Genomic DNA, 24,095 nt, shown 5'->3' on the forward strand with positions numbered 1-24,095 from the left:
TCCGTCACACCCCGGTCGGTGTTACCTTCAACCGAGAGAGAATTCATTTCAGTTTTCGGGGGAACGCTGGAACAGGTTTGGGGAGGAATCACATGGTCGCCGCAGTCGTGGAGCCGGCCGGGGAGCGTCAGCTGCCCCCGTCGATGGTGGAGCGGATGACGCTCATCCTGGACACGTTCGAGGGCCGCTCCTCGCGCCTCACCCTCGAGGAGGTGGCGCGTCGTACGCACCTGCCCCGCTCGACCGCCCACCGGATCCTCGATCAGCTCGTGCGGCTGCAGTGGCTGGAGCACTCGAGCTTCGGCTACGCCCTCGGCCGGCGCTCCCTCGAGCTCGGCGGCGGCGACCACGGGCACGCCGACATCCGGGCCGCCGCGGCCCCGCTGCTGCACGAGCTGCTGATGAAGACCGGCGCTGTGGTCCACCTCGCCGTGCTGGACAGCGCGCAGGTGTTCTACCTCGACAAGGTCGGTGGCCGCTTCGCCGCCGCCGTGCCCTCCCGGGTCGGGGGGCGCGCGCCCCTGCACTGCACCGCCCTCGGCAAGGCGATGCTCGCCTGGCACGACGCCGAGGACGTCGACGTGCTGGTCGGCCCGCGGCTGAGCACGCACACCGCGCAGAGCATCGGCGACCTCAACCGCCTGCACCAGGAGCTCAACCGGGTCCGCTCACGCAGCGGGCTCGCCTTCGAGCGCGGCGAGTGCTTCCCCGACATCGCCTGCGCCGCCGCCGCCGTGCGCGGTCCGGACGGTCCGCTGGCCGCGATCTCGCTGGTGGGCGATATCGACACCCAGCTCGAGCGGGTCGCCCCGCTCGTCCTCGACGCGGCCCGCCAGATCTCCATGGAGCTGTTCCCCGGGATCACCCGGACGCCGGGCAACCGGCGCCGTCCCACCGGGCGCCCGCCGGCAGAGCGTCGCGTGGACGACCGGGCCGACTGGTCGCCGGAGAAGCTCAGCCACCTGATGACCGTGCAGGCCGGCGACCTCTTCTGAGATAGACCTGGTGACCTCCGGCACTGGTCGGTGGTCCCCGATGGCGAGAGCCTGAAGGGGACCACCGATTCGTCGAGGCCCTCGACCGAGGGCAGGGAGCGCACCATGAGGATCGAGTACCTGCACGCCTCCAAGTTCGGCAACGGCGCGAAGGTCGCCGAGGAGTTCAGCTCGCAGATGGCCGCGAAGGGCGTCGAGGTCGACGTCCACCACATCAACGACATGGACCCCCGTGATCTGCCGGACGCCGATCTCTACCTGTTCAGCTCTCCCGGGCGGATGGGCAAGCCCAAGGGCAACATGCGTCGCTTCCTCAAGAAGCTCGACCTGCCCGCGGGCACGAAGTACGCGCTGCTCATCACCGAGGGGATGGCCACGCCGGACAAGAAGACCGGCCGCGTCCCCACCGACCAGGAGATGGCCCGCTGGCGCCAGGTCATCCCGATGATGAACGAGACCCTCCAGGGCGAGGGGCTCGTCGAGGTCGCCGAGGGCAAAGTCCAGGTCACCGACCTCAAGGGCCCGCTCGAGGAGGGCTGGGAGAAGCGGGTCGAGGAGTTCGTCGCGCGGATCCCGGTGGGGCCGCTGAGGTAGGGCGCGCGCGCTGTCAACTACTGATGTTGTCGGGCGAAGTTTCGGCCGACAGGTTCAGGGTTCCCCGGTCGGCCGGGGAAGCCGACAGCCCCGGACCCCGACGCGCCCCACGCCCACACTCCCGGTCATCGGGATGTCGCGACGACGCCGAGGGGTCGGGGTTCCTACGGTTGCGCGGTGAACGAGCAGACGACCCTGGACCTGAGCCACGACGGCACGCTGCGCGAGCTGAAGACCGAGCAGGGCATCCTGCGCTACCACGACGCGGGGTCGCCGGACGCCCCCGTGCTGCTGCTGCTGCACGGGTCGGGGCCCGGGGTCACCGGGTGGCGCAACTTCTCGGCGAACTTGCCGGCGCTGACCCGGCACTTCCGCTGCCTGATCCTGGAGTTCCCCGGCTTCGGGGTCAGCGACGCCACCGACCAGCACCCGATGATGGCCGCGCTGCCCGCAGTGGGCACCTTCCTCGACGCCCTGGGCCTGGACCGGGTCGACGTGATCGGCAACTCGATGGGCGGCATCGTCGCGACCCGCTTCGCGATCGCCCAGCCCGAGCGGGTGCGCAGCCTGGTCACCGTCGGCGGGATGGGGCGCAACATCTTCAGCCCGTCGCCCGGCGAGGGGATCAAGCTGCTGATGGAGTTCACCGAGGCGCCCTCGCGCGAGCGGCTGGTGGAGTGGCTGCACTCGATGGTCTTCGACAAGCGGATCGTCACCGAGCAGATGATCGAGGAGCGCTGGGCCCAGGCGACCGACCCGGAGACGCTGGCCAGCGCACGCAAGATGTACGGCCGCAAGATCGTCGAGATGATGAGCCGGGCCGACCGCTCGCCGGAGCCGCCGTACTGGGCGATGCTGCACCAGATCAAGGCCCGCACGCTGATCACCTGGGGCCGCGACGACCGGGTCAGCCCGGTGGACATGATGCTGGTCCCGATGCGCACCATCCGCGACGTCGAGGTGCACATCTTCCCCAACTGCGGGCACTGGGCGATGATCGAGCAGAAGGACGCCTGGGAGGCGACGGTGGTCGCGTTCCTGACCCGTCCCGACGGCACGGTCGAGGGCTGAGCCGTGCCCACCGTCCGCGTGGTCGAGGTGGTCCGGGAGACCCCCGACGCCCACTCCCTGGTTCTCGAGCCGACCTCCGGCACGCCCTTCGACTACCGCCCGGGGCAGTTCCTCACCCTGCGCATCCCCAGCGAGCGCCCCGGCGGCGCGGCCCGCTGCTACTCGCTGAGCTCGGCGCCCGGGCTCGACGAGCGCCTCAAGGTGACCGTCAAGCGCACCCGCGAGGGGTACGCGTCGAACTGGATCTGCGACCACGTCGCCGAGGGCCACGAGATCGAGGTGCTGCGCCCCAGCGGCACCTTCGTGCCCACCAGCCTCGACGAGGACCTGCTGCTCGTCGCCGGCGGCAGCGGCATCACCCCGGTGCTGTCGATCCTCAAGTCGGTGCTGCACGCCGGCACCGGCAGCGTGCACCTGGTCTACGGCAACCGCGACGAGGCCTCGGTGATCTTCGCCGCCGAGCTGCGCGAGCTGGCCGCCCGCTACCCCGAGCGGTTCACCGCCGTGCACTGGCTGGAGTCGGTGCAGGGCATCCCCACCCCCGAGGCGCTGGCGGCGATCTTCGCCGGGTACGCGTCGCGGCGCGCCTTCATCTGCGGCCCGGAGGCGTTCATGGACCTCTCCGAGCGGGTGCTGAGCGGCCTAGGCGTCGCGCGCGACCGCATCCACACCGAGCGGTTCACCTCCCTGGAGGGCGACCCGTTCGCCGAGGTCGAGGTCCCCGTGGCGGCGGGCGGGGCGGCCACCAGCGAGGTCGAGGTGACCCTCGACGGGTCCACGAGCAGCTACGCCTGGCCCGAGCAGGCCAAGCTCCTCGACGTGCTGCTCGCGGCCGGCCTCGAGGCGCCGTACTCGTGCCGCGAGGGGGCCTGCAGCGCCTGCGCCTGCGTGCTGCTCGACGGCGAGGTCGACCTGGAGCACAACGAGGTCCTCGACGCCGCCGACCTGGCCGACGGGCTGATCCTGGCCTGCCAGGCCCGACCGCGCAGCGAGCGGCTCCGGGTCAGCTTCGACGGCTGAATCTCACTCCCGTTCAGCGGGAGACCCCGGCCGCCTGAGCTGTCTGCGGTGACACCGTGAAGGCGCGGACAACCGCGACGCGCAGGAAGTGAGCACACCATGACCAACCCCGTGATCGACGTCATCGAGGAGAGGGCCGAGGAGATCGCCTCGCTCGCCCCCGCCAACGAGAAGCTCGGCCGCCTCGACGACCGCGCCGCGGAGATCCTGCGCGAGTCGGGCGTGATGAAGATGTTCCAGCCCGCCAAGTACGGCGGCGCCGAGGCGCACCCGCGCGAGTTCGCGGAGGCGGTCATGAAGATCGCCTCCTACGACGGCTCGACCGGCTGGGTGGCCGGCATCGTCGGCGTGCACCCCTGGGAGATGGCGATGTGCGACGCCCGGGTGCAGGAGGAGATCTGGGGCGAGAACCAGGAGACCTGGATCGCCTCGCCGTACGCGCCGATGGGCATCATCCGCCCCGTCGACGGCGGCTACGTCTTCAACGGCCGCTGGCAGTTCTCCTCGGGCACCGATCACTGCGACTGGATCTTCCTGGGCGCGATGCTCGGCGACGCCGAGGGCAAGATGGCGATGCCGCCGCAGGCCTACCACGTGATCCTGCCGCGCTCGGACTACGAGATCGTCGAGGACTCCTGGGACGTCGTCGGCCTGCGCGGCACCGGCTCCAAGGACATCATCGTCAAGGACGCCTTCATCCCCGACTACCGGGCGGTGCCGTTCTCGAAGTTCCTCGACGGCTCCCAGCCGCGCGAGGCCGGGCTGACCAACCCCACCTACCACGTGCCGTTCACCACCGCCTTCCCGATGGGGATCAGCTCCGCGGTGATCGGCATCGCCGAGGGCGCGCTCGCCGCGCACCTGGCCTACCAGCGCACCCGGGTGCAGATCACCGGCACCAAGCCGAAGGACGACCCCTACGTGCTGAGCGCGATCAGCGCCGCCGCGGAGGAGATCAAGACCGCGCGCACGATGATGCTCTCGAACCTGGACTACTTCTACGACAAGGCCGAGCGCGGCGAGGCCGTCACGATGGCCGAGCGCGCTGCGTCGCGTCGTACGCAGGTCTCGTGCGCCTGGCGTGCGGTGAACGCAATGGACGAGGTGGTGAACCGCTCCGGCGGCAACGGCCTGCGGATGGACAACCCCATCCAGCGCTTCTGGCGCGACGGGCACATGGGCCTGGCACACGCGATCCACGTGCCCGGCTCGGTGTTCCACGCCGCGGCCCTCTTCGAGCTCGACGCGCCGCCGGCGCCCGGGCCGATGCTGTCGATGATCTGATCACCTCGAACGGGAGAACGACGAAGATGACGCTGATCCGTGGCCTCGGCTACGTCAAGGTGCAGTCCCAGGACCTCGCCCGCTGGCGCGAGCTGACCGTCGACTGCCTGGGCTTCCAGGCCGTCGACGGCCCGGAGGCCGACGGGCTCTACCTGCGCATGGACGAGCGCACGGCCCGGCTGATCGTGCTCCCCGGGGAGGTCGACCGGGTGCTGGCCATCGGCTGGGAGGTGCGCGACCAGTTCGCGCTCGCCGCCGTCGGCCGGGCCGTCGAGGCGGCCGGGTTCGCGGTCAAGGTCCTGGGGCGCGAGGAGTGCGACGAACGGCGCGTGGAGGCGGCGATCCGCTTCGACGACCCCGCCGGCACGCCCACCGAGGTCTTCTTCGGCCCGGTCCTGGACCACAGCCCGCTGCTCACCGGGCTGGCGCAGAAGTTCGTCACCGGCGGGCAGGGGATGGGCCACGTGGTGCTGCCCACCCCGCGCTGCGAGGAGACGGTCTCGTTCTACGCCGAGGTGCTCGGCTTCCTGCCGCGCGGCGCGATCAAGGTCGGCCCGCCCGGCGCCAACGCGCGGGTGCGGTTCCTGGGCATCAACCAGCGCCACCACAGTCTCGCGGTCTGCCCCGCCCCGCACGGCGAGGCACCCGGCATGGTGCACCTGATGGTCGAGGTGGACACCCTCGACGCCGTCGGCCGGGCGCTGGACCGGGTCAACAAGCGCGGGTTCTCGATCTCCTCGACGCTGGGTCGCCACACCAACGACAAGATGATCTCGTTCTACGTGCGCGCCCCCGGCGGCTGGGACATCGAGTACGGCTGCGAGGGCATGCTGGTCGACGAGGCCCACTACACGGCCGAGGAGATCACCGCCGACAGCTACTGGGGCCACGACCAGTCCGGGGCCGAGCCGCTGGCCGCGTTCACCCCTCCGCAGGGCTGAGACGATGGTCCGCCCGGTCCCGCTCGGCGAGGTCGAGGTCTTCGACGTCGAGGTCGACGTGCTGGTGGTCGGCTTCGGCTGCGCCGGCGCCGCCGCGTCGATGGAGGCGGCCCGCGCCGGCGCCTCGGTCGTCGTGCTCGAGCGGGCCAGCGGCCCGGGCGGCTCCTCGGCCCAGTCCGGCGGGGAGCTCTACCTGGGCGGCGGCACCTCCGTGCAGAAGGCGTGCGGCTTCGACGACGACGCCGACAACATGTACGCCTACCTCGCCGCGGCGCTGGGCCCGCACGTCGACGAGGCCAAGCTGCGCCTCTACTGCGACGGCTCGGTGGAGCACTTCGAGTGGTTCCGCGCCTGCGGCGTGGACTTCCACGAGTCGCTCTACGACGCGCCCACCTGGATGCCGCCCACCAAGGACGGGCTGATGTGGCTGGGCGAGAACGCCTGGCCCTACGACGAGCTGGCCCGCCCCGTCCCGCGCGGGCACCGCCCGGCCACCGAGGGCTGGGCCGGGCACACGCTGATGGGCGCGCTCACCGCCACCTGCGAGTCGCTGGGCGTCCTCACCCACGCCGACACCCGCGCCCGCGCGCTGGTCGTCGACGAGGCCGGACGCGTGGTCGGGGTCCGCGCCACCCGCTTCGGCGAGACCGTGCACTACCGGGCCCGGCGCGGCGTCGTGCTCACCACCGGCGGGTTCGTCGACAACGAGGAGATGCTCGCCGACCACGCCCCCGAGCTGCTCGGCCACGGCAAGGTCAGCGACGGCACCGACGACGGCTCCGGGATCGCGATGGCCGCCGCGCTGGGCGCGGCGACCCGGCGGATGGGGTTCGTCGAGGCCGCCTACACCGCGCTGCCGGCGATGGCGGTGCGCGGCATGCTCGTCAACGGCCTGGGGGCGCGCTTCATCAACGAGGACGTCTACCCCGGCCTCTACAGCCACGCCGCGCTGCACCAGCCGGGCCCGTGCTGGGTGATCCTCGACGAGGAGGGCCTGGAGTCGGTGCCGGCGCAGGACACCTGGGGCGTGCGCCCGTCGTACGCGGCGGAGACGCTGGAGGAGCTGGAGTCCGAGATCGGGCTGCCGCCCGGCTCGCTGGTCGCCACCATGGCGCAGTACAACGCGCACGCCGAGGCCGGCGCGGACCTGCTCTTCCACAAGGCGTCGCGCTGGGTGCGCCGCCTGGAGGGCCCGTGGGCCGCGGTCGACCCGCGGCTGGGCTTCTTCGGCGACGGCAACGCCGCCGCGCACGGCACCGGCTTCTCCGGCTTCACCCTCGGCGGGCTGCGCACCGGCGTGGACGGCGAGGTGATCGCGGTCTCCGGCGAGCCGATCCCCGGGCTGTACGCCGCCGGTCGGGCCACCTCCGGCATCCACGGCGAGGGCTACATCTCCGGCACCTCCCTGGGCGACGGCACGTTCTTCGGCCGCCGGGCCGGGCGAGCCGCCGCCGCTGGCACAGCCGCGCCCTAGGCACCATCCACCTGCCGAACCGGCGCCACCTCACGAGGAGAACGCGATGAACCGCTTCGAGGGACGCCGGGTCGTGCTCACCGGGGCCGGGTCCGGCATCGGCCGCGCCACCGCGGTGCGCCTGGTCGCCGAGGGCGCGGACGTCTTCGCGATCGACCGGGACGAGGAGGGCCTGGCCGGCACCGCCGGCCTGGTCGCCGACCCGGCGCGCTTCCGCCCGCACGTGGCCGACCTGGCCGAGGAGCCGGCCGTCGTCGCCGCGGCCGCGGCCGCGCTGAGCAGCCTGGACGGGCTCGACGCGCTGATCAACGTCGCCGGGATGCTGCGCACCACCCCCATCGCCGGGCTCGACCTCGACGTCTGCCGCCAGATCATGGCCGTGAACCTGTGGGCGCCGGTGACGCTGTGCCGCGAGCTCGTCGCGCACCTGCCCGAGGGCACCGGCGTGGTCGTCAACACCACCTCGACGGCCGCCACCAAGGCGCACCCCGGGATGACCGGGTACGCCGCCTCGAAGGGCGCGCTGCTGTCGTTCTCCTACACCCTCGCCGCCGAGCTCGCGCCGCGCCGGATCCGCGTCGTGCCCGTCTCACCGGGCGGGGTCGCCACGCCGCTGACCGCGAACAAGCAGACCTACGCCGACATCGACACCGCCTGGTACGCGCGCACCTATCCGCTGTGGGGCCGCCCCGGCAGCCCCGAGGACATCGCCGGCGCGATCGCGTTCGCCGCCTCGCCCGACGGCGCCTACCTCAACGGCGTCGAGCTGCGCGTCGACGGCGGCTCGCACTCCTGACCGTCCACCCCCCACCGAGAGGGACCCCATGTCCGACCCCACGCTCGACGAGCGGATCGCCGCCCTCGAGGCCGTCGAACAGATCCGCACGCTCAAGCACCGCTACCTGCGCGCCTGCGACGCCAAGCGACCCGAGGAGTTCCGCGACTGCTTCGTCGCCGAGGGCGCCTCGATCGACTACGGCCCGCGGCTCGGTCGCTTCGAGGACGCCGACGCGATCGCGGCGGTGTTCGCCGCGATCGCGCTGAAGAAGGTCGACGGGCGCCACGTCGTCCTCGACATGCACCACGCCGGCCACCCGGTCATCGAGCTGACCGGCCCGGGCACCGCGCGGGGCGCGTGGAGCCTGCGGATGCGCCAGGTGGACCTGGAGCGGAAGCTGGAGCGGGTCAGCGCCATCGAGTACGACGACCGCTACCGCGTCGAGGACGGGCAGTGGCGCATCGCGGCCAGCGCCGTACGGGTGCTCTGGTCGCTCAGCCAGCCGCTGGCCGAGGGGTTCACCCTCGAGGAGAGCTTCTCGTGAGCGCCTCGGGGCAGGGCCGGGTCGCACTCGTCACCGGGGGAAGCAAGGGCGTCGGGCAGGGCATCGCGGTCGGGCTCGCCGAGTCCGGCTGGACGGTGGTGGTCAGTGGCCGCGACCAGGCCCGCCTCGCCGAGACCGTCGCCCGGGTGGACGCCGCCGGCGGGCGCGGCAGCGCCGTCGCCTGCGAGCACACCGACGACGCGCAGGTGCAGGCGCTGGTGGCCGGGGCCGAGCGCGCGCACGGGCGGATCGACCTGCTGGTCAACAACGTCTGGGCCGGGCCCGGGATCGACCCCGGCGTCCCTCGCGGTTCTGGGAGCGCCCGCTGGAGGACTGGGACCAGCTGGTCGGGATCGGGCTGCGCGCCCACTTCGTCGCGATGCGCGCCGCCGTACCGGCCATGGTCGCGCGCGGCGAGGGCCTGGTGGTCAACGTGTCCTCGATCGGCACCCGCGCCTACCTGCACTCCACGCTGTACGGCGTGGCCAAGGCCGGCCTGGACAAGCTCACCCACGACGCCGCGCTCGAGCTGCGCGAGCACCAGGTGAGCGTGGTCTCGCTGTGGCCGGGGCTGGTGCGCACCGCCCAGCTGCTGGCCAGCGGGGTGCGCGACATCGCCGGCGTCCCGGTCAGCGACGCCGAGACCCCCGAGCTCCAGGGGCGGGTGCTGGCCGCGGTGGCCGCCGATCCCGACCGGCACCGGCGTACCGGCGGGGTGGTGATCACCGCCGAGGCCGCCGAGGAGTACGGCGTGGCGGAGCCCGACGGCGGGCGGCCGGTGTCGCCGCGGGTGATGTTCGGCGGTGGGCCGGTCTTCCCGCCGCTGGGCTAGCCGGATGCAGCGAGCCCCCGGTGGCACGAGACGGTCGCCGGGGCGACCACCTCGACCACCGGGGGCCGGTTGCTCAGTGGGAGGGGACGAGCTTCTTCATGAACTCGTGCGTGGCCAGGACCAGCTCGGAGCGGTTGCCGCGCATCCGCATCTCGACCGTGCGCTCGTTGCCGGAGACCACGTGCACGGGGCCGTCCGCGAGGTGGGCGAGGCCCTCGCGGGCGACGTCGTCGGGCTCGGAGACGTTCATCCCGGGCAGGTCGAAGTTCAGCCCGACCCGCTCCATCGCCGGCGTGCGGGTGACGCCGAGGACCAGCTCGAGCACGTCCACGTCGTACTGGCGCAGCTCCAGCCACAGGCCCTCGGCGAAGATCCGCCCGAAGGCCTTGGCCGCGCCGTAGATCGACTCGCGCTCGGAGCCGAGGTAGCCGGCCAGCGAGCCGACCAGCATGATCGCGCCGCGGCGACGCTGCTTCATCAGCCGGCCGAAGTGGTGCACGAGCGCCAGCTGCGCGGTGACGTTGAGGTCGATCACGCCCTGGAACCCGGCCAGCTCGCCCTCCAGGAACGGCGAGCCGTAGGAGTTGGCGCCGGCGTTGTAGACCAGCAGCCCGACCTCGACGTCGTCGGTCGCCTCCACGATGGCCGGCACGGAGCCGGGGTCGGTCAGGTCCACCGCGAGGGTGCGCACCTCGACGCCCAGGGCGCGCACCGAGGCGGCGGTCTCCTCGAGCGGGCCGGGCTTGCGGGCGATCAGCACGAGGTTGAAGCCGTCAGCGGCCAGCTGCTGGGCGAACGACGCGCCGACCCCCTCGGAGCCGCCGGCGATGACCGCCCACGGTCCGTACTTCGCGACGTCGGTCATCAGTGGGCTCCTTCGTGAGCGGCTTCGTGGGCGGCGTTGGCCGCATCGGGGTTGGTGAGCAGCGGCTCGTCGGTGACGACGTGGATGCTGCCGGTCACCGCGGCGTCGCGCACCGAGTCCTGCAGGGCGCCGCAGCCGCGGAAGGCGGCGCCGTTCGGGCCCGGGCGCGGGGAGGCCGCACGACGCTCGAGGCAGGCCTCGACCGCGTCGGCGTGCCACTGGATGCTGGTCTGCTCCCAGCTGCTCTTGCGCACCTCCACCCGGGCCGCGCAGGTGTGGCACGAGACCGGCTCCATCGGAGCCGTCTCGAGCCGGACGTCGGGACGGACCGCCATCAGACCGACATGCCCTGGACGCTGGTGGCGTCGGCGGCGGCAGCCTTCCGCTTGGCCATGTTCTCCTCGACCTCGCGCTTCCAGGCCTCGTTGGGCCGGGTGGTGTCGATCTCGAACTCGAAGCGCTCGGTCATCTCCGGGGTCACGTCGGCGACGTCGACGTAGAACTGCTCGTACCAGCGACGCAGCTGGTAGACCGGCCCGTCCTCCTCGCACAGCAGCGGGTTGTCGATGCGGGCCTTGCTCTTCCAGATGGCGACGTCCTGCTCGAAGCCGATCCGGATGAAGTCGCCCATCTTCTTCGCCATCTTGGTGGCGGCCTCGTCGTCGAGCCCGGGGAACTTCTTGGCCATCACGCCGTACTGCAGCACGAAGGAGTTGGCGTCGATCGGGTAGTGGCAGTTGATCAGCACGCTCGGGACGTCGAAGTCCTCGTAGTGGTAGACGAGGTCGTCGATCATGAACGACGGGCCGTGGTAGGCCGCCACCGACGAGTTGCCCTTCGAGACCGGACCCTTGCCCTTGGCCTGGGACATGATGTCCTCGCGGCCCTCGCCGTTCATGAACTGCGTGGCGGTGTGGCCCTCGAAGATGTTCTTGAAGTACGTCGGGAACGAGTAGTGCACGTAGAAGAAGTGCGCCATGTCCACGACGTTGTCGACGATCTCGCGGCAGTTCGCGCCCTCGATCGTGGTGGTGTACCAGACCCAGTCGGTGTAGCTGTCGTCCTCGTAGGCCGGGATCCGCGGGATCGTCACGTCGGCCGGCGGCGGGTTGCCCTCGGGGTCGTTCCAGACGAAGAGCATGCCGTCCTGGACCATCGTCGGCCAGGCCGCGGTGCGCGCGCGCAGCGGCACCCGGCGGGAGTAGGGGATCGACTTGCAGCGGCCGTCGCCGCCCCAGCGCCAGTCGTGGAAGGGGCAGGCGATCTCGTTGCCCTTGACCTCGCCCTGGGACAGGTCGCCGCCCATGTGGCGGCAGTAGCCGTCGAGCACGTTGACCTTGCCGTCCTCGCCCGCGAACACGACCAGCTTCTCGCCGAAGGCCATGATCTGGTGGGGCTTGCCGTCCACGAAGTCCTTCTCGAGGCCGATGCAGTGCCAGCCACGGGCGAAGCGCGTGGGTGCGGCGTCCGCCTCGATCTTGCGGACCTCGTCGTTGACAGCGGTCATGGTGCGTCTCCATCCGGGGGGCGGTTGTCTTCCTTTGCAGTGTGGAACCGCTCCGAAGGGGTCGCGCGGAGTGTCCCACTCAACGGAAGAAGGCCACTATCCCCCGCGGCGCGAGGCCGGCGCGGGGTTATCGCGGGTGACGTGCGCCCCAGCGGCGGGAAACGTGCGCCGGGTCAGTCGAGCATGTCGTCAGTCGGGCATGGCGTCAGTCGAGCATGGCGTCCACGGCGCGGGAGGCGAAGACCATCGCGGTGCCGATGGGGATGCCGGGGCCGGGGTAGAACTCGCCGGTCATCGACGCGCTGGCGTTGCCCGCGGCGTACAGGCCCTCGATGGCGGAGCCGTCGGCGCGCAGCACCCGGCCGTCGACGTCGGTGACCGCGCCGCCCTTGGTGCCGAGGTCGGCGAGGACCAGCCGGGCGGCGTAGAACGGGCCCTGGTCGATCGGCACCAGCACCGGGCGGGCGAAGTAGTTGTCGAACTCGTCGGCGCCCCGGCCGAAGTCCTCGTCGACGCCCGCGGCCACGAAGCCGTTGAACCGCGCCACGCTCGCCTCGAGCGCGTCGGCGGGGACCCCGATCAGCGCGGCCAGCTCGCCCAGGGTCTCGGCGCGCTGCCAGGTGCCGGCGGCCAGGTGCTCCTCGGGGGTGCCGCCGGGCAGCGAGATCGCCGGCAGCCGGCCCCCCTCGCGGTGGTCGAAGACCAGGTGCGCCGGGCAGCGTGCGGGGTCGGCGGCCATGGCACGGCCCATCTGGTCGTAGGGCAGCGACTCGTTGGCGAAGCGCTGCCCGTGCGCGTCGACGACGATCCCGCCGCGGAAGCCCAGCGTGAACGACGCGGTGCCGTCGGGCATCGCCAGCCCGGGGCTCCACCAGCCCTGGTCCATCAGGGCGAGGGCCGCGCCGCTCTGCGCGGCCGCGCGGATCGGCTCGCCGGTGTTGGTGCCGGCCGGCGCCATCGCCCAGTCCGAGGCCCCGGGCACGCCGTGCTCGGCGCGCATCGCGTCGTCGTGCTCGAAGCCCCCGGAGGCGAGCAGCACGCCGCGGGTGGCACCGAAGACGACCCGGCCCTGCGCGGTGGCCGCCTCCACGCCGGTGACGCGGTCGCCCTCGACGACCAGGCGGTCGACGGCGGCCCCGGTGCGCACGGTCGCGTTCCCGGTGGCGTCGAGGGCGAGCAGCAGCCGCCCGATCAGCGCGCGGCCCTGGGTCATCGGCTGGCCGAGGTGGTGGCCCTTGCCGGCCCGGTCGCGGTCGACGGGCGGACGGACCAGCGCGGCGCGCTCGCCGATCTCGTCGAGGGGCAGGGGGAGCGGGATGAACGAGCGGCCGCCGGGCACCCGCCCCGCACGGTCGAAGTAGTCGGGGAAGGCCTGGAACTCGAAGGCCAGCAGCGGGTCCTCCTCCAGGCGTGCGACCAGCCCCGGCGCGGTGCTCACGAACGCCTCCTGGTGCTCGGCGCTCTCCTCGCCCAGCAGCGCCCGCAGGTAGGTGCGCGCGGACTCGGTGGAGTCGCCGATGCCGGCGCGCTGCTGGACCTGGGTGCCGGGCAGCCAGGCGGCCGCGCCGGAGTACGCCGAGGTGCCGCCGAGCTTGTCGGTCTTCTCCAGCACCAGCGTCCGCAGGCCGGCGCGCGCCGCCAGGTAGGCGCCGGTGAGGGCCCCGGCGCCGGAGCCGACGACGACCACGTCGTAGGCGTCGGCAGCAGAGCGGGAGGTGGGCGTGGAGGTCTGGTCCGGCACGGTGGCTCCTTGAGGGGGGATCGGGCGGCAGCCAAACCCAGGCCCGCGGCACCGCGTGATCTGGATCCCACTGACCGGTAAGGTCGTCGGTGACCTCACGGGGCGGGACGGATCATCTGGCGACGTACGTCAGAGGGGGACCTAGTGCCGAGAGTGGCCGAGGCGCGGACGCCGGCCGAGCCGTCGTCGCCGGAGCAGAAGCTGCGCTACCAGCGGATGCTGCGCGCGGCGGCGCGCCTGGGCGCCGAGCACGGGCTCGAGCGTGTCCAGATGCACGACGTGGCCAAGGAGGCCGGCGTCGCCATCGCGACGCTCTACCGCTACTTCCCCTCCAAGACCCACCTGTTCGCCTCGCTCCTGCACGCCCAGGTCGAGCAGCTCGACTCGATCACCGCGCCGCCGCAGCCCGGCCAGGACCCCGCCGAGGCCGTGCTCGAATTGCTCATCGTGTCCAGCCGCCGGCTGCTTCAGCGCCCGCGCCTGGCGCTGGCGATGATGCAGTCCAACAACGCCGCGCAGGCGGTGACCAACTCCACCTTCGCCCAGACCAGCGCCCGCTTCCTGGAGGTGGTGCTGCGCACCGCGGGCATCGAGGAGCCGACCGAGCGCGACGTGCGCCTGGCCCGGCTGATCGAGCAGAGCTGGTACGGCGTGCTGATCTCCACGCTCAACGGGCACACCACCGAGGAGGAGGCCCTCGCCGACATCGCCATCGCCTGCCGGCTGCTGCTCGCCCCGATCTCGGTGGAGCGCGGCTTTCCGTTCACCGGGATCGAGTGAGCCGGGTCACTCGGGCGCTGCCCTAGCGTGCGCGCCATGCCACGCTTCCGCGACGCCCGCGTCCTGCTCACCGGGGCGGGCTCGGGCATCGGCCGCGCCACCGCCCTGCGCCTCGCGGCGGAGGGGGCGCGGGTCTTCGCCGTGGACCGCGACGCCGAGGGGCTCGATGAGACCGTCGCCGCGCTGGGCGCCCAGGGCGAGGCGGCCGGGGAGATCGTCACCGCGGTCGTGGACGTGACCGACGAGGCCGGGGTGGTGGCCGTGGTGGCCGCGGCCGCGGCGAAGCTCGGCGGGATCGACGTGCTGGTCAACGTCGCCGGCATGCACCGCACCACGCCGATCGCCGAGCTCGCCGTCGAGGACCTGCGCGCGCTCTTCGAGGTGAACCTGGTCGGCACCGCGCTCTTCTGTCGCGAGGCCGTGCCGCACCTCGCCGACCCCACCGAGCCCGGGCGGCAGGGCGTGATCGTGAACGTCGCCTCGGTCGCGGCCACCCACGGCAACCCCTACATGACCGCGTACGCCGCCTCCAAGGGCGCCGTGGTCGCGTTCTCGCTGAGCCTGGCCGCAGAGCTGGTCGGCCGCGGCGTCCGGGTGGTGAGCATCTCGCCGGGCTCCATCGACACCCCGCTCACCCGCAACGTGCAGTTCGGCGAGCTCGACTTCGCCTACTTCATGCGGATCCTGCCGCAGCTCGACACCGGTCAGCCGGAGAAGGTCGCCGGCACCATCGCGTTCGCGGCCTCGCCCGACGCGGCGTACCTGACCGGCGTCGACCTGCGTGTCGACGGCGGCGCGCACATCTGAGCCCGCTTCGCCCCCCAGCCCCCCACATCCGCGAACCACACCCAGGAGTCCCCATGTCCCGCACCATCGCCGTCACCGGAGCCGCCTCCGGCATCGGGGCCGCACTGACCGCCCAGCTGCAGCAGCGGGGGGACCGGGTGATCACCGTCGACCGCCACGACGCCGACGTGGTCGCCGACCTCTCCACCGCCCAGGGCTGCGCCGACGCCCTCGCCGCGGTCAAGGCCGCCTGCGCCGGCCGGCTCGACGCGCTGGTCACCTGCGCCGGGCTCTCCGCGCCGGTGCTCGAGACCGCGAGCGTGAACTTCTTCGGCACCACCGAGCTGGTCGAGGGGCTGCGCGAGGAGCTGGCCGCGTCCTCCGCGCCCCGGGTCGGGCTGGTCGGCTCCATCGCGGGCACCCAGCCCAACGACCCGGACCTGGTCCGGCTGCTGCTCGAGGGCGACCGCGACAAGGCGATGGCGCGCGCCGACGAGCTGATGGCCAGCAGGGCATACTTCCTCTACAGCTCGTCCAAGGCCGCGGTGGCCCAGTGGATGCGCCGCACCTGCGTGTCGCCCGGATGGGCGGACGCCGGGATCGCGATGAACGCGGTCGCGCCCGGCGTGGTGCTCACCCCGATGACCGACGAGCTCTTCGCCGACCCGGAGATGAAGAACGTGATGGACGCGGCGGTGCCGATGCCGCTCAACGGCTACGCGAAGGCCGACGACGTGGCCCGGGTGCTGGCCTGGCTGGTCAGCGAGGAGCCCACGCACGTCACCGGCCAGGTGATCTACGTCGACGGTGGCGCCGAGGCGAGCCTGCGCTCCCACGACCACTACTGAGCGCGCGGAGAAAGAAAAAGCAGAAGTTGAGGTTTTGATCTGTCTAGACCAGGGGAGACCTTGGTGCATGGCGCACCGAGACTTCAACGACGAAACGCTTGCGCGCGATGCACGGCAGCGCAGGATCGCAGAGCTGTTCGACACCGCCTCCACGGCGAGCACCCCTGAGGACCGCAAGGAGGCGCTCGACGAGATCGTGGTGCTGAGCCTGCCCGTTGCCCGCTCGATCGCCGGGCGCTACCGCAACCGTGGCGTGCCCAGCGAGGACCTCGAGCAGGTCGCCTGCATGGCCCTGGTCAAGGCCGCCCAGCGCTTCGAGCCGGCCCGCGGGCTGGACTTCCTGGCCTACGCGGTGCCCACCATCCGCGGCGAGGTGCGCAAGTACTTCCGCGACCTGGCCTGGTCGATCCGCCCGCCGCGCCGCCTCCAGGAGCTCCAGGGTCGCCTGCTCGAGGTCGAGTCCGGCTCCGAGGGGGAGGGTCAGCCCCGCAGCACGGCCGAGATCGCGGAGGTGCTGGGCGAGAGCGAGGACCTGGTCCGCCAGGCCCAGCAGGCGCACGGCTGCTTCTCCACGATGTCCCTGGACGCCCCGATGGGCGACCAGAGCACCTCCTTCGGCGACCTGGTCCCCACCGACGACGAGGGGGACCGCGACGCGATCGAGGCGCGCGTGCTGCTGCGCCCGGTGGTGCGCCGGCTGCGGGCACGGGATCGCCGGATCCTGCAGATGCGCTTCGTCGACGGTGCCACCCAGGCCGAGATCGGCGCGGCGCTCGGCGTCACCCAGATGCAGGTCTCGCGGCTGCTGCGCCGGATCCTCACCGACCTGCGCGAGGAGATCGGCGAGCTCGACGACGTGCGCGAGCTGATCCGCGCGGACTGAGCCGGCGCCGGACTACTTCTGGGTGCCGGTGGTGTCGAGCTTGGCGACGGAGTACGCCGCGTAGGTCTCGTGGGCTCCTCGCCCGGCGAAGTACGGCGTGACCTGCGCGTCCAGCTCGTCGAGGGAGAAGGTGCCCTCCGGCGCGGTGAACTTCTGCTCGACCTCGGGGGCGTGCATCAGCGCGACCATGTCGCCGTACACCACGAAGACCTGGCCGTTGATCTGCTCGGCCGCCGGGGAGGCGAGGTAGGACACGAACGTCGCCACCCGCTCGGGCGCCAGGATGTCGAGGCCGCCGGCCTCGCCCTCGGCGAACACGGCCGCGGTCATCTCGGTGCGCGCCCGGGGACAGATCGCGTTGGCCCGCACGCCGTAGCGCGAGAGCCCGTTGGCCGTGGACAGCGTGAGCGCGGTGATGCCGGCCTTGGCGGCGCCGTAGTTGGGCTGACCGGCGGGGCCGAACAGGAACGCCTCGGAGGAGGTGTTGACCACGCGGCCGTAGACTGGGCCGCCGGCCGCCTTGCTGGCGTTGCGCCAGTGCACGGCGGCGGCGCGCGAGAGCGAGGCGTGGCCCTTGAGGTGCACGTGGATGACGGCGTCCCAGTCGGCCTCGGTCAGGTTGAACAGCATCGTGTCGCGGGTGATGCCGGCGTTGTTGACGACGATGTCGAGGCTGCCGAAGGTGTCGACCGCGGCGTCGACCATCTCCTGGCCGAGCTTCCACTCGCCCACGTCGCCCTTCACGGCGACGGCGCGGCCGCCGGAGGCCTCGATCTCGGCGACGACGTCGTCGGCCGCGGGCCCCATGTCGTTGACGACCACGCTGGCGCCCTGCGCGGCGAGGGCGAGTGCCTCGGCGCGTCCCAGGCCCGCTCCGGCGCCGGTGACGATGGCGGCGCGGCCGGCGAGGTTCGTGCTGCTCATGGGGGTGCTCCTGAGAGGTGGGAGGTGGCGGGCCTCCAGCAAGGTAGGAGAGCCGGCTCCCCGGGCCGCGGGGTCGCCCCACTCAGTGGGACCCTCGACGCCCTGCGCGCGGCGGTTGCGGGCAATGTCACACCCGTGACCCTCCACCTTGCCAGCCTCTACGAGGCGGTCGCCGCCACCGTCCCCGACCGCGCCGCCCTCGCCTGTGGCGAGGAGCGCCGCACGTTCGCCGAGCTGGACCGCCGGGCCAACGCCTTCGCGGCGCACCTGGTCTCGGTCGGCGTCGGCGAAGGCGCCCACGTCGGGCTCTACCTGCTCAACGGCGTGGAGTACGTGGAGGCGATGCTCGGCTGCTTCAAGGTCAACGCGGTGCCGATCAACATCAACTACCGCTACACCGAGCACGAGCTGCTCTACCTCTTCAACGACGCCCGACTGGCGGCGGTCGTGGTGGGCCGCGAGTTCACCTCCCGGGTGGCCCCGCTGGTCGACCAGTGCTCGGATCTGGCCCACGTGCTGGTGGTGGCCGACGACAGCGACGTCGACCACGCCGGCCTGGCGTGGTCGGACCGGGTGAGCGTCGCGGACTACGAGCCCGCCCTCGCCGCCCAGCCCGACGACGTACCGCCGGCGGCCGAGCGCAGCCCCGACGCCCGGTTCGTGCTCTACACCGGCGGCACCACCGGGATGCCCAAGGGCGTCGTGTGGCGCCACGAGGACTTCTTCATCGCCTGCCTGGCCGGCGGCAACCCCTACGGCCCGCCGCACACCGACCTCGAGACGGTGGCTTCGGCGGCGGCCGACAGCGGCGTGCTGAACTACCTGATCACGGTCCCGCTGATGCACGGGGCGGCGAGCTACAGCCTGTTCATGGCGCTGTTCAGCGGCGGCCACGTGGTGCTGATGCGCACCTACGACCCGCTCGAGATGCTGCGCCTCACCGAGGCGGAGCGGATCCAGATCGTCACCGTGGTGGGCGACGCCATCGTGCGCCCGCTGGTCGACACGCTGCGCACCCACCGCGACGAGTACGACCTGTCGTCGCTGTTCGTGATCGGCTCGGGCGGGGCGATCCTGTCCCCGGCCGTGCAGGCCGAGCTGCACGAGCAGCTGCCCTCGGTGATGATCCGCAACAGCTTCGGCGCCTCGGAGTCCGGGCTGGACGGCGAGGTCGCGCTGGGCGAGGACGGACTGATGCGGCTCAGCCCGAAGCCCTCGGTGCGGGTCATCGAGCTCGGCCTGTCGGGAGCCTCCCCGGCGCCCGGCGAGATCGGCCAGCTCGCCCGCAGCGGCCACGTCCCGCTCGCCTACTTCAACGACCCCGAGAAGAGCGCGCGCACCTTCCCCGTCATCGACGGCGTGCGCTACGTCCTGCCCGGCGACCTCGCGCGCGTCGAGGAGGACGGCACGATCGTCGTCCTGGGCCGCGGCTCGGGCTGCATCAACTCGGGCGGGGAGAAGATCTTCCCCGAGGAGGTCGAGCAGGCGCTCAAGGCGCACCCGGCGGTGATGGACGCGCTGGTCGCCGGCGTCCCCGACGAGCGCTTCGGCGAGCGGGTCGGTGCGGTGGTCGAGCTGCGCCCCGGCCACGAGGCCACCGTCGAGGAGGTGCGCGCGCACTGCCGCACGATGCTCGCCGGCTACAAGGTGCCCGCCACGCTGACCTTCGTCGAGCAGGTCCTCCGCTCGCCCACCGGCAAGGCGGACTACCGCTGGGCCAAGGGCACGCTGGCCGCCCGCCCCTCCTGACCCCCGCACGCAGCTGGAAGGCCTGAACCCCGATGCCGATCGATCTCGACGTGGCGCTGAGCGCCGAGCCCACCACCCGCCCGATCAGCTGGACGCGTCGCGACGTGCAGCTCTACCACCTCTCGCTGGGCGCGGGTCGCGACGCGGCCCTGGATCCCGAGCTGCGCTGGACCTTCGAGCGCGACCTGCAGGTGCTGCCCACCTTCGCGATGGTCGCCGGCCAGGGCGTCTCGGCCGGTGACGTCGGCGCACCCGGGCTCAGCCTGCCGGGCATCGACATCGACCTGCGCCGCATCCTGCACGCCGGCCAGGCGCTGAGCGTGCACCGCCCGCTGCCGGTGGCCGGGACCGCCACGATCACCTCGCGGGTCAAGCACGTCTGGGACAAGACCAAGGCCGCCGTCGTGGTGCTGGAGAACGCCGCCACCGACGAGGCCGGCGAGCCGCTGTGGACCACCGAGATGCAGATCTGGGCCCGCGGCGAGGGCGGCTTCGGCGGCGAGCCCGGTCCGGACACCACCTGGACCGCGCCCGAGCGGGAGCCCGACGCGGTGCTGGAGTCGAGCACCACGCCCGGTCAGGCCCTGCTCTACCGCCTCAACGGCGACCTGAACCCGTTGCACGCTGACCCCGAGTTCGCGAAGGCGGCCGGCTTCGACCGGCCGATCCTGCACGGGCTCGCGTCGTACGGCATCGTCGCGAAGGCGATCGTCGACGGCCTGCTCGACGGCGACGCCGCGCGGCTGCGCAGCCTGGCGGTGCGCTTCTCCGGCTCGATCTGCCCGGGGGAGTCGATCACCACGTCGGTGTGGCGCGACGGTACGACGCTGGCGCTGTCGGCGACCTGCCCCGAGCGCGACGGCGCCCCGGTGCTCAGCCACGCCACCGCCGAGATCTCCTGATGAGCCGTCCCGACCTGGTGCTGGGGGCCGGTCGGCGCCGGCCCACCCCCGAGCTCAGCGCTCAGCCGCAGAACGAGGGCGTCGACGCCGCGGTGCAGGCGGCCCGACGGGTGGTGGCCTCGCTGCTGGGCGCGGGCGAGGGCACCGAGGCGGAGATGACCCGGATCGCCGAGCAGCTCCATGCCGTGGCCGACCACCTCGACGCCTGTGCGCCGGCCCGCGACGTACGCCTGGTGGACATGTGGGCCGGCGAGGGCGTCACCCGCCACGACCCGGTCACCGGCCCCGAGAACGCGATCGCCCCGCCGCTCGCGCTGGTCGGCCAGGCCGACGGCTCGATCCGCGGCGTGGTCACCCTGGGCCTGCCCTACCAGGGCCCGCCCGGGCACGTGCACGGCGGCGTCTCCGCGCTGCTGCTCGACCACACCCTCGGTGTCGCGAACGACTGGGCCGGCGAGTCCGGCATGACCGGCACGCTCACCGTGCGCTACCACCGCCCCACCCCGCTCTTCGAGGAGCTGGTGATCACCGGGCGCCAGGAGTCGATCGAGGGCCGCAAGATCCGCACCGTCGGCTCCATCACCACCGCCGACGGCACCCTCTGCGTCTCCGCCGAGGGCCTTTTCATCAACAAGATGGTGGCCCGCCCCCGCTGACCCCGGGGGCGACGTGCGGGCCCCGCGCCGCGCCCGCGCCGCACGCCCGCCGCGCTTGTAACGCGGGGTTATGCCCTCTGGCACAGCGAAATAACGCTGTGGTGGAGCGCATAACCCCGCGTTACAGCCGGGTCCGAAGCCAGCGCCGCCCCCAGCGCGGCCCCGAGCGCCCCCGGAGCGCGGCGGCGGGCCTGGGGCGCTTGTAACGCGGGGTTATGCCCGCTACCACAGCGAAATAGCGCTGCGGTGGTGTACATAACCCCGCGTTACAAGCGGGTTTGGGCCCAGCGCTGGCCGCGACGGGGCCGCGACGGGGCTGGCGGCCGGGGACCGGCGGCAGGGCCGGCCCCCGGGCCCGGGTCAGGCCTGGACGGCGGTGCGGATGACCTTGCCGGTGGCGTTGCGGGGGAGGGGCTCAGCGCTGATCCGCCAGTGGGCGGGCACCTTGAAGTAGGCGAGCTGCTCGGCGGCGAAGGCGCGCAGGGCGTCGGTGTCGAGCGTGTGGCCCTCCTTGGGTACGACGACCGCGGCGACCTCCTGGCCCAGGTCGGGGTGGGGCACGCCCATCACCAGGCACTCCTCGACGTCGGGGTGCTCGAGCAGGACCGCCTCGATCTCGGCGGGGTAGACGTTCTCGCCGCCGCGGATGATGAGGTCGGAGCGGCGGCTGCTGAGCCGGACCCGGCCCTGGTCGAGCATGCCGATGTCACCGGTGTGCAGCCAACGGCCCTCGCGGACCGTCTGCGCGGTGGCCTCGGGGTTCTCCCAGTAGCCGAGCATGTTGAAGGCGCTGCGCACGCAGATCTCGCCCTCCTCGCCCTCGGGGAGCGCGTTGCCGAGGTGGTCGCGCACCTCGAGCTGGACGCCGACGATCGGGCGGCCCAGCGTGCCGGGCGCCTCGACCAGGTCCATCGGGTTGGCCACGGCGATGGCGGTGCACGACTCGGTGAGGCCGTAGCTGTCCACCAGCGAGCTGGCGAAGGGCAGGCCCTCCTTGAGCCGGTCCTTGAACGCCGGCGAGGAGGGGGCCGAGGCGAGCGCGAACGCGCGCAGCGAGGAGAGGTCGTAGGCGGAGAGGTCACCGTGCTCGAGCAGCCGGTTGGCCATCGTCGGCACCGCTCCCCAGTTGGTGATCCGCTCGGACTCGATGAGCCGGCAGACCTTGTCCACGTCGAACGCGCCCAGGTGCAGCGCCACCTTGCTGCCGGTGGCGAGCCGGGGGATCGCCAGGTTGTGCAGGCTGGCGATGTGGAACAGCGGGAGGACCAGCAGGTAGGTGCGGTCCCGGGGGTCGGTCGGGTCGCCGAACGCCGCCTGCAGGGCGTCCATCATCCGGTGGTACTCGATCACCGAGCAGACGTTGCGGTGGGTGTGCACCGCCCCCTTGGGCTTCCCGGAGGTGCCCGAGGTGTAGAGGATGACGGCCGGGTCGTCCTCGGCCACGTCCGCGCTGGGCAGCTCCGCGTCCGGGTACGCCGCGACCAGGCGCGGCACGTCGGTCTCCAGGCTGATCACCTCGACGCCGGTCTCGGTGAGCGCGGCGGCGCGCTTGGCGTCGGCCACGACCAGCACCGGGCGGGAGTTCGTGACGCCGTGCACCAGCTCGCGCGGCGACCACCACGCGTTGAAGCCGACGCTGACCGCGCCGATGGAGACCGTGGCCCAGAACGTCACGATCCAGTCGGCGCTGTTCGCGGCGGCGATGGCCACCCGGTCGCCGGGGCGCACGCCGTACTCCTCGCGCAGCGCAGCGGCCAGGGAGGAGACGCGCGCGGCGTGCTCGGCGAACGTCAGCCGGCCCTCGCGGGTCGCGATGTAGACCCGCTCGCCGTGCACGACGGACTCGGCGAGTACCTCGTGCAGCGCGCGGGCGCGGTTGCGGAAGACCGGCAGCGACGTGCCCAGTACGTCCTCGGTGACCAGCTCGAACGGGCCGCCGGGACCGGTCAGCCCGCCCATGATGGCGGCGGCCGCGGCAGCAGGGTCGACGCTGGTGGTCATCTCGGACTCCTCAGGAACGGGGGGTGGTTACACGGAAGTGTGATCGGCAGCACGCTCGGCGGCGCCAGGGGTTCCGGTGACCGGGACGCGACATCGACAGATGCCGCGCGCCGAGGCGCACCGGGCGTTAGAGTCACCGAGCATGACAGCGACTGGGGTCCGGGGCGGCTCCGCCTCCATCGAGCAGTCCGACTACTGGTGGTACCGCGTGCGCTCGGCGTTGCTGCGCACCATCCTCGAGCCGTACCTGGGCGGCCGGGAGCGGGTCCTCGACGTGGGCAGCGCGGACGGCCCGAGCGTGGGCTGGCTGCGGGGACAGGTCCAGCACGTCTCCCTCGACCTCGACCCGCGCGGCCTCGAGGCCGGCTCCGGGGTCTGCGGCTCGGCGCTCGCGCTGCCGTTCCGCAGCGGCTCCTTCGACGTGGTCGGCGCCTTCGACGTGATCGAGCACTGCGACCCGGAGGGCCACGCGGTCGCCGAGCTGGCCCGGGTGCTGCGACCCGGAGGCCACCTCTTCGTGTCGGTGCCCGCCTACGAGTGGGCGTGGTCGGACTTCGACGAGGAGAACGGCCACCACCGCCGCTACACCCGCAAGCGGGCCGTGGCGGCCCTGGAGGCGGGTGGCCTGGAGGTACGGCGTGCGACGTACGCGTTCGCCTCGACCTTCCCGCTGTTCGCCGCCGAGCGCCTCGCCCGCAAGGTCAAGCGGGCGGCCGGGCGCAGCGGGCCCGGCGAGGCGGCGGACGTGGTCTCCCTGCCGCGCACCCCGGCCGCACTCGACCGGCTGCTCAGCGCTCTGGGGAGGATCGACGACCGGCTGCTGGGTCGAGGCGACCTCCCGTTCGGCTCCTCGGTGGTGGTGGTGGCACGGCGCCCGCCGGTTCCCGGCCCGGCCGGCGGAACGAGATGAGCTTGTGCCC

24 protein-coding genes and 1 pseudogene are annotated in these 24,095 nt (G+C 72.6%); 19 read left to right on the forward strand and 6 right to left on the reverse strand.

Features of this window, described 5'->3' with window-relative positions:
* The first annotated feature begins 92 nt into the window (after positions 1-92).
* The 11 genes and pseudogenes from AC6EH9_RS02270 to AC6EH9_RS02320 all read left to right on the forward strand — a co-directional run bounded on the left by AC6EH9_RS02270 (position 93) and on the right by AC6EH9_RS02320 (position 9,533).
* Positions 93-995, forward strand: a complete 903-nt coding sequence (locus AC6EH9_RS02270) for an IclR family transcriptional regulator (protein WP_498420115.1) — start codon at positions 93-95, stop codon at positions 993-995.
* 105 nt (positions 996-1,100) lie between these two features.
* On the forward strand, positions 1,101-1,589 hold the full coding sequence (locus tag AC6EH9_RS02275; protein ID WP_498420117.1) for a flavodoxin family protein: 489 nt from the start codon (positions 1,101-1,103) through the stop codon (positions 1,587-1,589).
* Between the two features lie 177 nt (positions 1,590-1,766).
* Positions 1,767-2,660, forward strand: a complete 894-nt coding sequence (locus AC6EH9_RS02280; RefSeq protein ID WP_498420119.1) for an alpha/beta fold hydrolase — start codon at positions 1,767-1,769, stop codon at positions 2,658-2,660.
* Between the two features lie 3 nt (positions 2,661-2,663).
* Positions 2,664-3,680, forward strand: coding sequence for a 2Fe-2S iron-sulfur cluster-binding protein (locus AC6EH9_RS02285; protein ID WP_498420121.1), 1,017 nt, complete (start codon positions 2,664-2,666; stop codon positions 3,678-3,680).
* 99 nt (positions 3,681-3,779) lie between these two features.
* A complete protein-coding gene (locus AC6EH9_RS02290; RefSeq protein ID WP_498420123.1) occupies positions 3,780-4,964 on the forward strand; it encodes an acyl-CoA dehydrogenase family protein in 1,185 nt (394 codons plus the stop codon).
* Between the two features lie 26 nt (positions 4,965-4,990).
* Positions 4,991-5,905, forward strand: coding sequence for a biphenyl-2,3-diol 1,2-dioxygenase (gene bphC, locus AC6EH9_RS02295; protein ID WP_498420126.1), 915 nt, complete (start codon positions 4,991-4,993; stop codon positions 5,903-5,905).
* Positions 5,906-5,909: 4 nt separating this feature from the next.
* On the forward strand, positions 5,910-7,379 hold the full coding sequence (locus tag AC6EH9_RS02300; protein ID WP_498420129.1) for an FAD-dependent oxidoreductase: 1,470 nt from the start codon (positions 5,910-5,912) through the stop codon (positions 7,377-7,379).
* 46 nt (positions 7,380-7,425) lie between these two features.
* On the forward strand, positions 7,426-8,175 hold the full coding sequence (locus AC6EH9_RS02305; RefSeq protein WP_498420131.1) for an SDR family NAD(P)-dependent oxidoreductase: 750 nt from the start codon (positions 7,426-7,428) through the stop codon (positions 8,173-8,175).
* Between the two features lie 28 nt (positions 8,176-8,203).
* The gene (locus tag AC6EH9_RS02310; RefSeq protein ID WP_498420133.1) at positions 8,204-8,701 is read left to right on the forward strand and encodes a nuclear transport factor 2 family protein; all 498 of its coding nucleotides are present in this window, start codon (positions 8,204-8,206) and stop codon (positions 8,699-8,701) included.
* Positions 8,698-8,961, forward strand: a pseudogene (locus AC6EH9_RS02315) (SDR family NAD(P)-dependent oxidoreductase); the annotation flags it as partial. The gene AC6EH9_RS02310 and the pseudogene AC6EH9_RS02315, both read left to right, overlap by 4 nt.
* 11 nt (positions 8,962-8,972) lie before the next feature.
* Positions 8,973-9,533: an SDR family NAD(P)-dependent oxidoreductase gene (locus AC6EH9_RS02320; protein WP_498420617.1), complete on the forward strand. Its 561-nt coding sequence runs from the start codon at positions 8,973-8,975 to the stop codon at positions 9,531-9,533.
* Between the two features lie 73 nt (positions 9,534-9,606).
* Here the strand turns inward: AC6EH9_RS02320 and AC6EH9_RS02325 are convergent, their stop codons facing one another.
* The 4 genes from AC6EH9_RS02325 to AC6EH9_RS02340 form a co-directional block, all read right to left on the reverse strand.
* Entirely contained in the window at positions 9,607-10,398 is a 792-nt protein-coding gene (locus tag AC6EH9_RS02325) for an SDR family NAD(P)-dependent oxidoreductase (protein ID WP_498420135.1), read from the reverse strand.
* Entirely contained in the window at positions 10,398-10,733 is a 336-nt protein-coding gene (locus AC6EH9_RS02330) for a hypothetical protein (protein ID WP_498420137.1), read from the reverse strand. The genes AC6EH9_RS02325 and AC6EH9_RS02330 overlap by 1 nt, the downstream gene beginning before the upstream one ends.
* Positions 10,733-11,905: a 3-ketosteroid-9-alpha-monooxygenase, oxygenase component gene (locus tag AC6EH9_RS02335; protein WP_498420139.1), complete on the reverse strand. Its 1,173-nt coding sequence runs from the start codon at positions 11,903-11,905 to the stop codon at positions 10,733-10,735. The genes AC6EH9_RS02330 and AC6EH9_RS02335 overlap by 1 nt, the downstream gene beginning before the upstream one ends.
* A 205-nt stretch (positions 11,906-12,110) precedes the next feature.
* A complete protein-coding gene (locus tag AC6EH9_RS02340; protein WP_498420141.1) occupies positions 12,111-13,646 on the reverse strand; it encodes an FAD-dependent oxidoreductase in 1,536 nt (511 codons plus the stop codon).
* A gap of 144 nt (positions 13,647-13,790) precedes the next feature.
* On the opposite strand from AC6EH9_RS02340, the gene AC6EH9_RS02345 reads away from it, so the two are divergent.
* The 4 genes from AC6EH9_RS02345 (at position 13,791) to AC6EH9_RS02360 (ending at position 16,943) form a co-directional block, all read left to right on the forward strand.
* Entirely contained in the window at positions 13,791-14,426 is a 636-nt protein-coding gene (locus tag AC6EH9_RS02345) for a TetR/AcrR family transcriptional regulator (RefSeq protein ID WP_498420143.1), read from the forward strand.
* A 36-nt stretch (positions 14,427-14,462) separates the two neighbouring features.
* Positions 14,463-15,233 carry an SDR family NAD(P)-dependent oxidoreductase gene (locus tag AC6EH9_RS02350; protein WP_498420145.1) on the forward strand — a complete coding sequence of 257 codons (771 nt, stop codon included), beginning with the start codon at positions 14,463-14,465 and terminating at the stop codon, positions 15,231-15,233.
* A 53-nt stretch (positions 15,234-15,286) separates the two neighbouring features.
* The gene (locus AC6EH9_RS02355) at positions 15,287-16,060 is read left to right on the forward strand and encodes an SDR family oxidoreductase (protein ID WP_498420147.1); all 774 of its coding nucleotides are present in this window, start codon (positions 15,287-15,289) and stop codon (positions 16,058-16,060) included.
* Between the two features lie 67 nt (positions 16,061-16,127).
* Positions 16,128-16,943 (forward strand): sigma-70 family RNA polymerase sigma factor, encoded by an 816-nt coding sequence (locus AC6EH9_RS02360; RefSeq protein WP_498420149.1) that lies wholly within the window; start codon positions 16,128-16,130, stop codon positions 16,941-16,943.
* A 12-nt stretch (positions 16,944-16,955) separates the two neighbouring features.
* Here AC6EH9_RS02360 and AC6EH9_RS02365 read toward each other — a convergent pair whose 3' ends face one another.
* The gene (locus AC6EH9_RS02365; RefSeq protein ID WP_498420151.1) at positions 16,956-17,867 is read right to left on the reverse strand and encodes a 3-oxoacyl-ACP reductase; all 912 of its coding nucleotides are present in this window, start codon (positions 17,865-17,867) and stop codon (positions 16,956-16,958) included.
* Positions 17,868-18,002: 135 nt separating this feature from the next.
* Here AC6EH9_RS02365 and AC6EH9_RS02370 point away from each other — a divergent pair, with 135 nt between their 5' ends.
* Genes AC6EH9_RS02370 through AC6EH9_RS02380 form a run of 3 tightly spaced genes read left to right on the forward strand, consistent with a single transcriptional unit; the run spans position 18,003 to position 21,174 of the window.
* Positions 18,003-19,616 carry an acyl-CoA synthetase gene (locus AC6EH9_RS02370; protein ID WP_498420153.1) on the forward strand — a complete coding sequence of 538 codons (1,614 nt, stop codon included), beginning with the start codon at positions 18,003-18,005 and terminating at the stop codon, positions 19,614-19,616.
* A 32-nt stretch (positions 19,617-19,648) separates the two neighbouring features.
* Entirely contained in the window at positions 19,649-20,518 is an 870-nt protein-coding gene (locus AC6EH9_RS02375; protein ID WP_498420154.1) for a MaoC/PaaZ C-terminal domain-containing protein, read from the forward strand.
* A complete protein-coding gene (locus AC6EH9_RS02380; protein ID WP_498420156.1) occupies positions 20,518-21,174 on the forward strand; it encodes a PaaI family thioesterase in 657 nt (218 codons plus the stop codon). Before AC6EH9_RS02375 ends, AC6EH9_RS02380 begins: the two co-directional genes overlap by 1 nt.
* Positions 21,175-21,534: 360 nt before the next feature.
* Here the strand turns inward: AC6EH9_RS02380 and casG are convergent, their stop codons facing one another.
* On the reverse strand, positions 21,535-23,175 hold the full coding sequence (gene casG / locus AC6EH9_RS02385) for a steroid-24-oyl-CoA synthetase (protein ID WP_498420158.1): 1,641 nt from the start codon (positions 23,173-23,175) through the stop codon (positions 21,535-21,537).
* Between the two features lie 142 nt (positions 23,176-23,317).
* On the opposite strand from casG, the gene AC6EH9_RS02390 reads away from it, so the two are divergent.
* Positions 23,318-24,085 (forward strand): class I SAM-dependent methyltransferase, encoded by a 768-nt coding sequence (locus AC6EH9_RS02390; protein ID WP_498420160.1) that lies wholly within the window; start codon positions 23,318-23,320, stop codon positions 24,083-24,085.
* The last annotated feature ends 10 nt before the right edge of the window (positions 24,086-24,095 follow it).

The organism is Nocardioides sp. Z21_20, assembly GCF_059766585.1.

Excerpts from the sequence above, each read along its gene's own strand:
- AC6EH9_RS02380 (WP_498420156.1), top strand. The coding sequence starts at position 20,518 with ATGAGCCGTCCCGACCTGGTGCTGGGGGCCGGTCGGCGCCGGCCCACC.
- AC6EH9_RS02360 (WP_498420149.1), top strand. The coding sequence starts at position 16,128 with ATGGCGCACCGAGACTTCAACGACGAAACGCTTGCGCGCGATGCACGG.
- casG (WP_498420158.1), bottom strand. The coding sequence starts at position 23,175 with ATGACCACCAGCGTCGACCCTGCTGCCGCGGCCGCCGCCATCATGGGC.
- AC6EH9_RS02305 (WP_498420131.1), top strand. The coding sequence starts at position 7,426 with ATGAACCGCTTCGAGGGACGCCGGGTCGTGCTCACCGGGGCCGGGTCC.
- AC6EH9_RS02325 (WP_498420135.1), bottom strand. The coding sequence starts at position 10,398 with ATGACCGACGTCGCGAAGTACGGACCGTGGGCGGTCATCGCCGGCGGC.
- AC6EH9_RS02275 (WP_498420117.1), top strand. The coding sequence starts at position 1,101 with ATGAGGATCGAGTACCTGCACGCCTCCAAGTTCGGCAACGGCGCGAAG.
- AC6EH9_RS02330 (WP_498420137.1), bottom strand. The coding sequence starts at position 10,733 with ATGGCGGTCCGTCCCGACGTCCGGCTCGAGACGGCTCCGATGGAGCCG.
- AC6EH9_RS02290 (WP_498420123.1), top strand. The coding sequence starts at position 3,780 with ATGACCAACCCCGTGATCGACGTCATCGAGGAGAGGGCCGAGGAGATC.
- AC6EH9_RS02355 (WP_498420147.1), top strand. The coding sequence starts at position 15,287 with ATGTCCCGCACCATCGCCGTCACCGGAGCCGCCTCCGGCATCGGGGCC.
- AC6EH9_RS02270 (WP_498420115.1), top strand. The coding sequence starts at position 93 with ATGGTCGCCGCAGTCGTGGAGCCGGCCGGGGAGCGTCAGCTGCCCCCG.
- AC6EH9_RS02375 (WP_498420154.1), top strand. The coding sequence starts at position 19,649 with ATGCCGATCGATCTCGACGTGGCGCTGAGCGCCGAGCCCACCACCCGC.
- AC6EH9_RS02390 (WP_498420160.1), top strand. The coding sequence starts at position 23,318 with ATGACAGCGACTGGGGTCCGGGGCGGCTCCGCCTCCATCGAGCAGTCC.
- AC6EH9_RS02350 (WP_498420145.1), top strand. The coding sequence starts at position 14,463 with ATGCCACGCTTCCGCGACGCCCGCGTCCTGCTCACCGGGGCGGGCTCG.
- AC6EH9_RS02365 (WP_498420151.1), bottom strand. The coding sequence starts at position 17,867 with ATGAGCAGCACGAACCTCGCCGGCCGCGCCGCCATCGTCACCGGCGCC.
- AC6EH9_RS02335 (WP_498420139.1), bottom strand. The coding sequence starts at position 11,905 with ATGACCGCTGTCAACGACGAGGTCCGCAAGATCGAGGCGGACGCCGCA.
- AC6EH9_RS02300 (WP_498420129.1), top strand. The coding sequence starts at position 5,910 with ATGGTCCGCCCGGTCCCGCTCGGCGAGGTCGAGGTCTTCGACGTCGAG.
- AC6EH9_RS02310 (WP_498420133.1), top strand. The coding sequence starts at position 8,204 with ATGTCCGACCCCACGCTCGACGAGCGGATCGCCGCCCTCGAGGCCGTC.
- bphC (WP_498420126.1), top strand. The coding sequence starts at position 4,991 with ATGACGCTGATCCGTGGCCTCGGCTACGTCAAGGTGCAGTCCCAGGAC.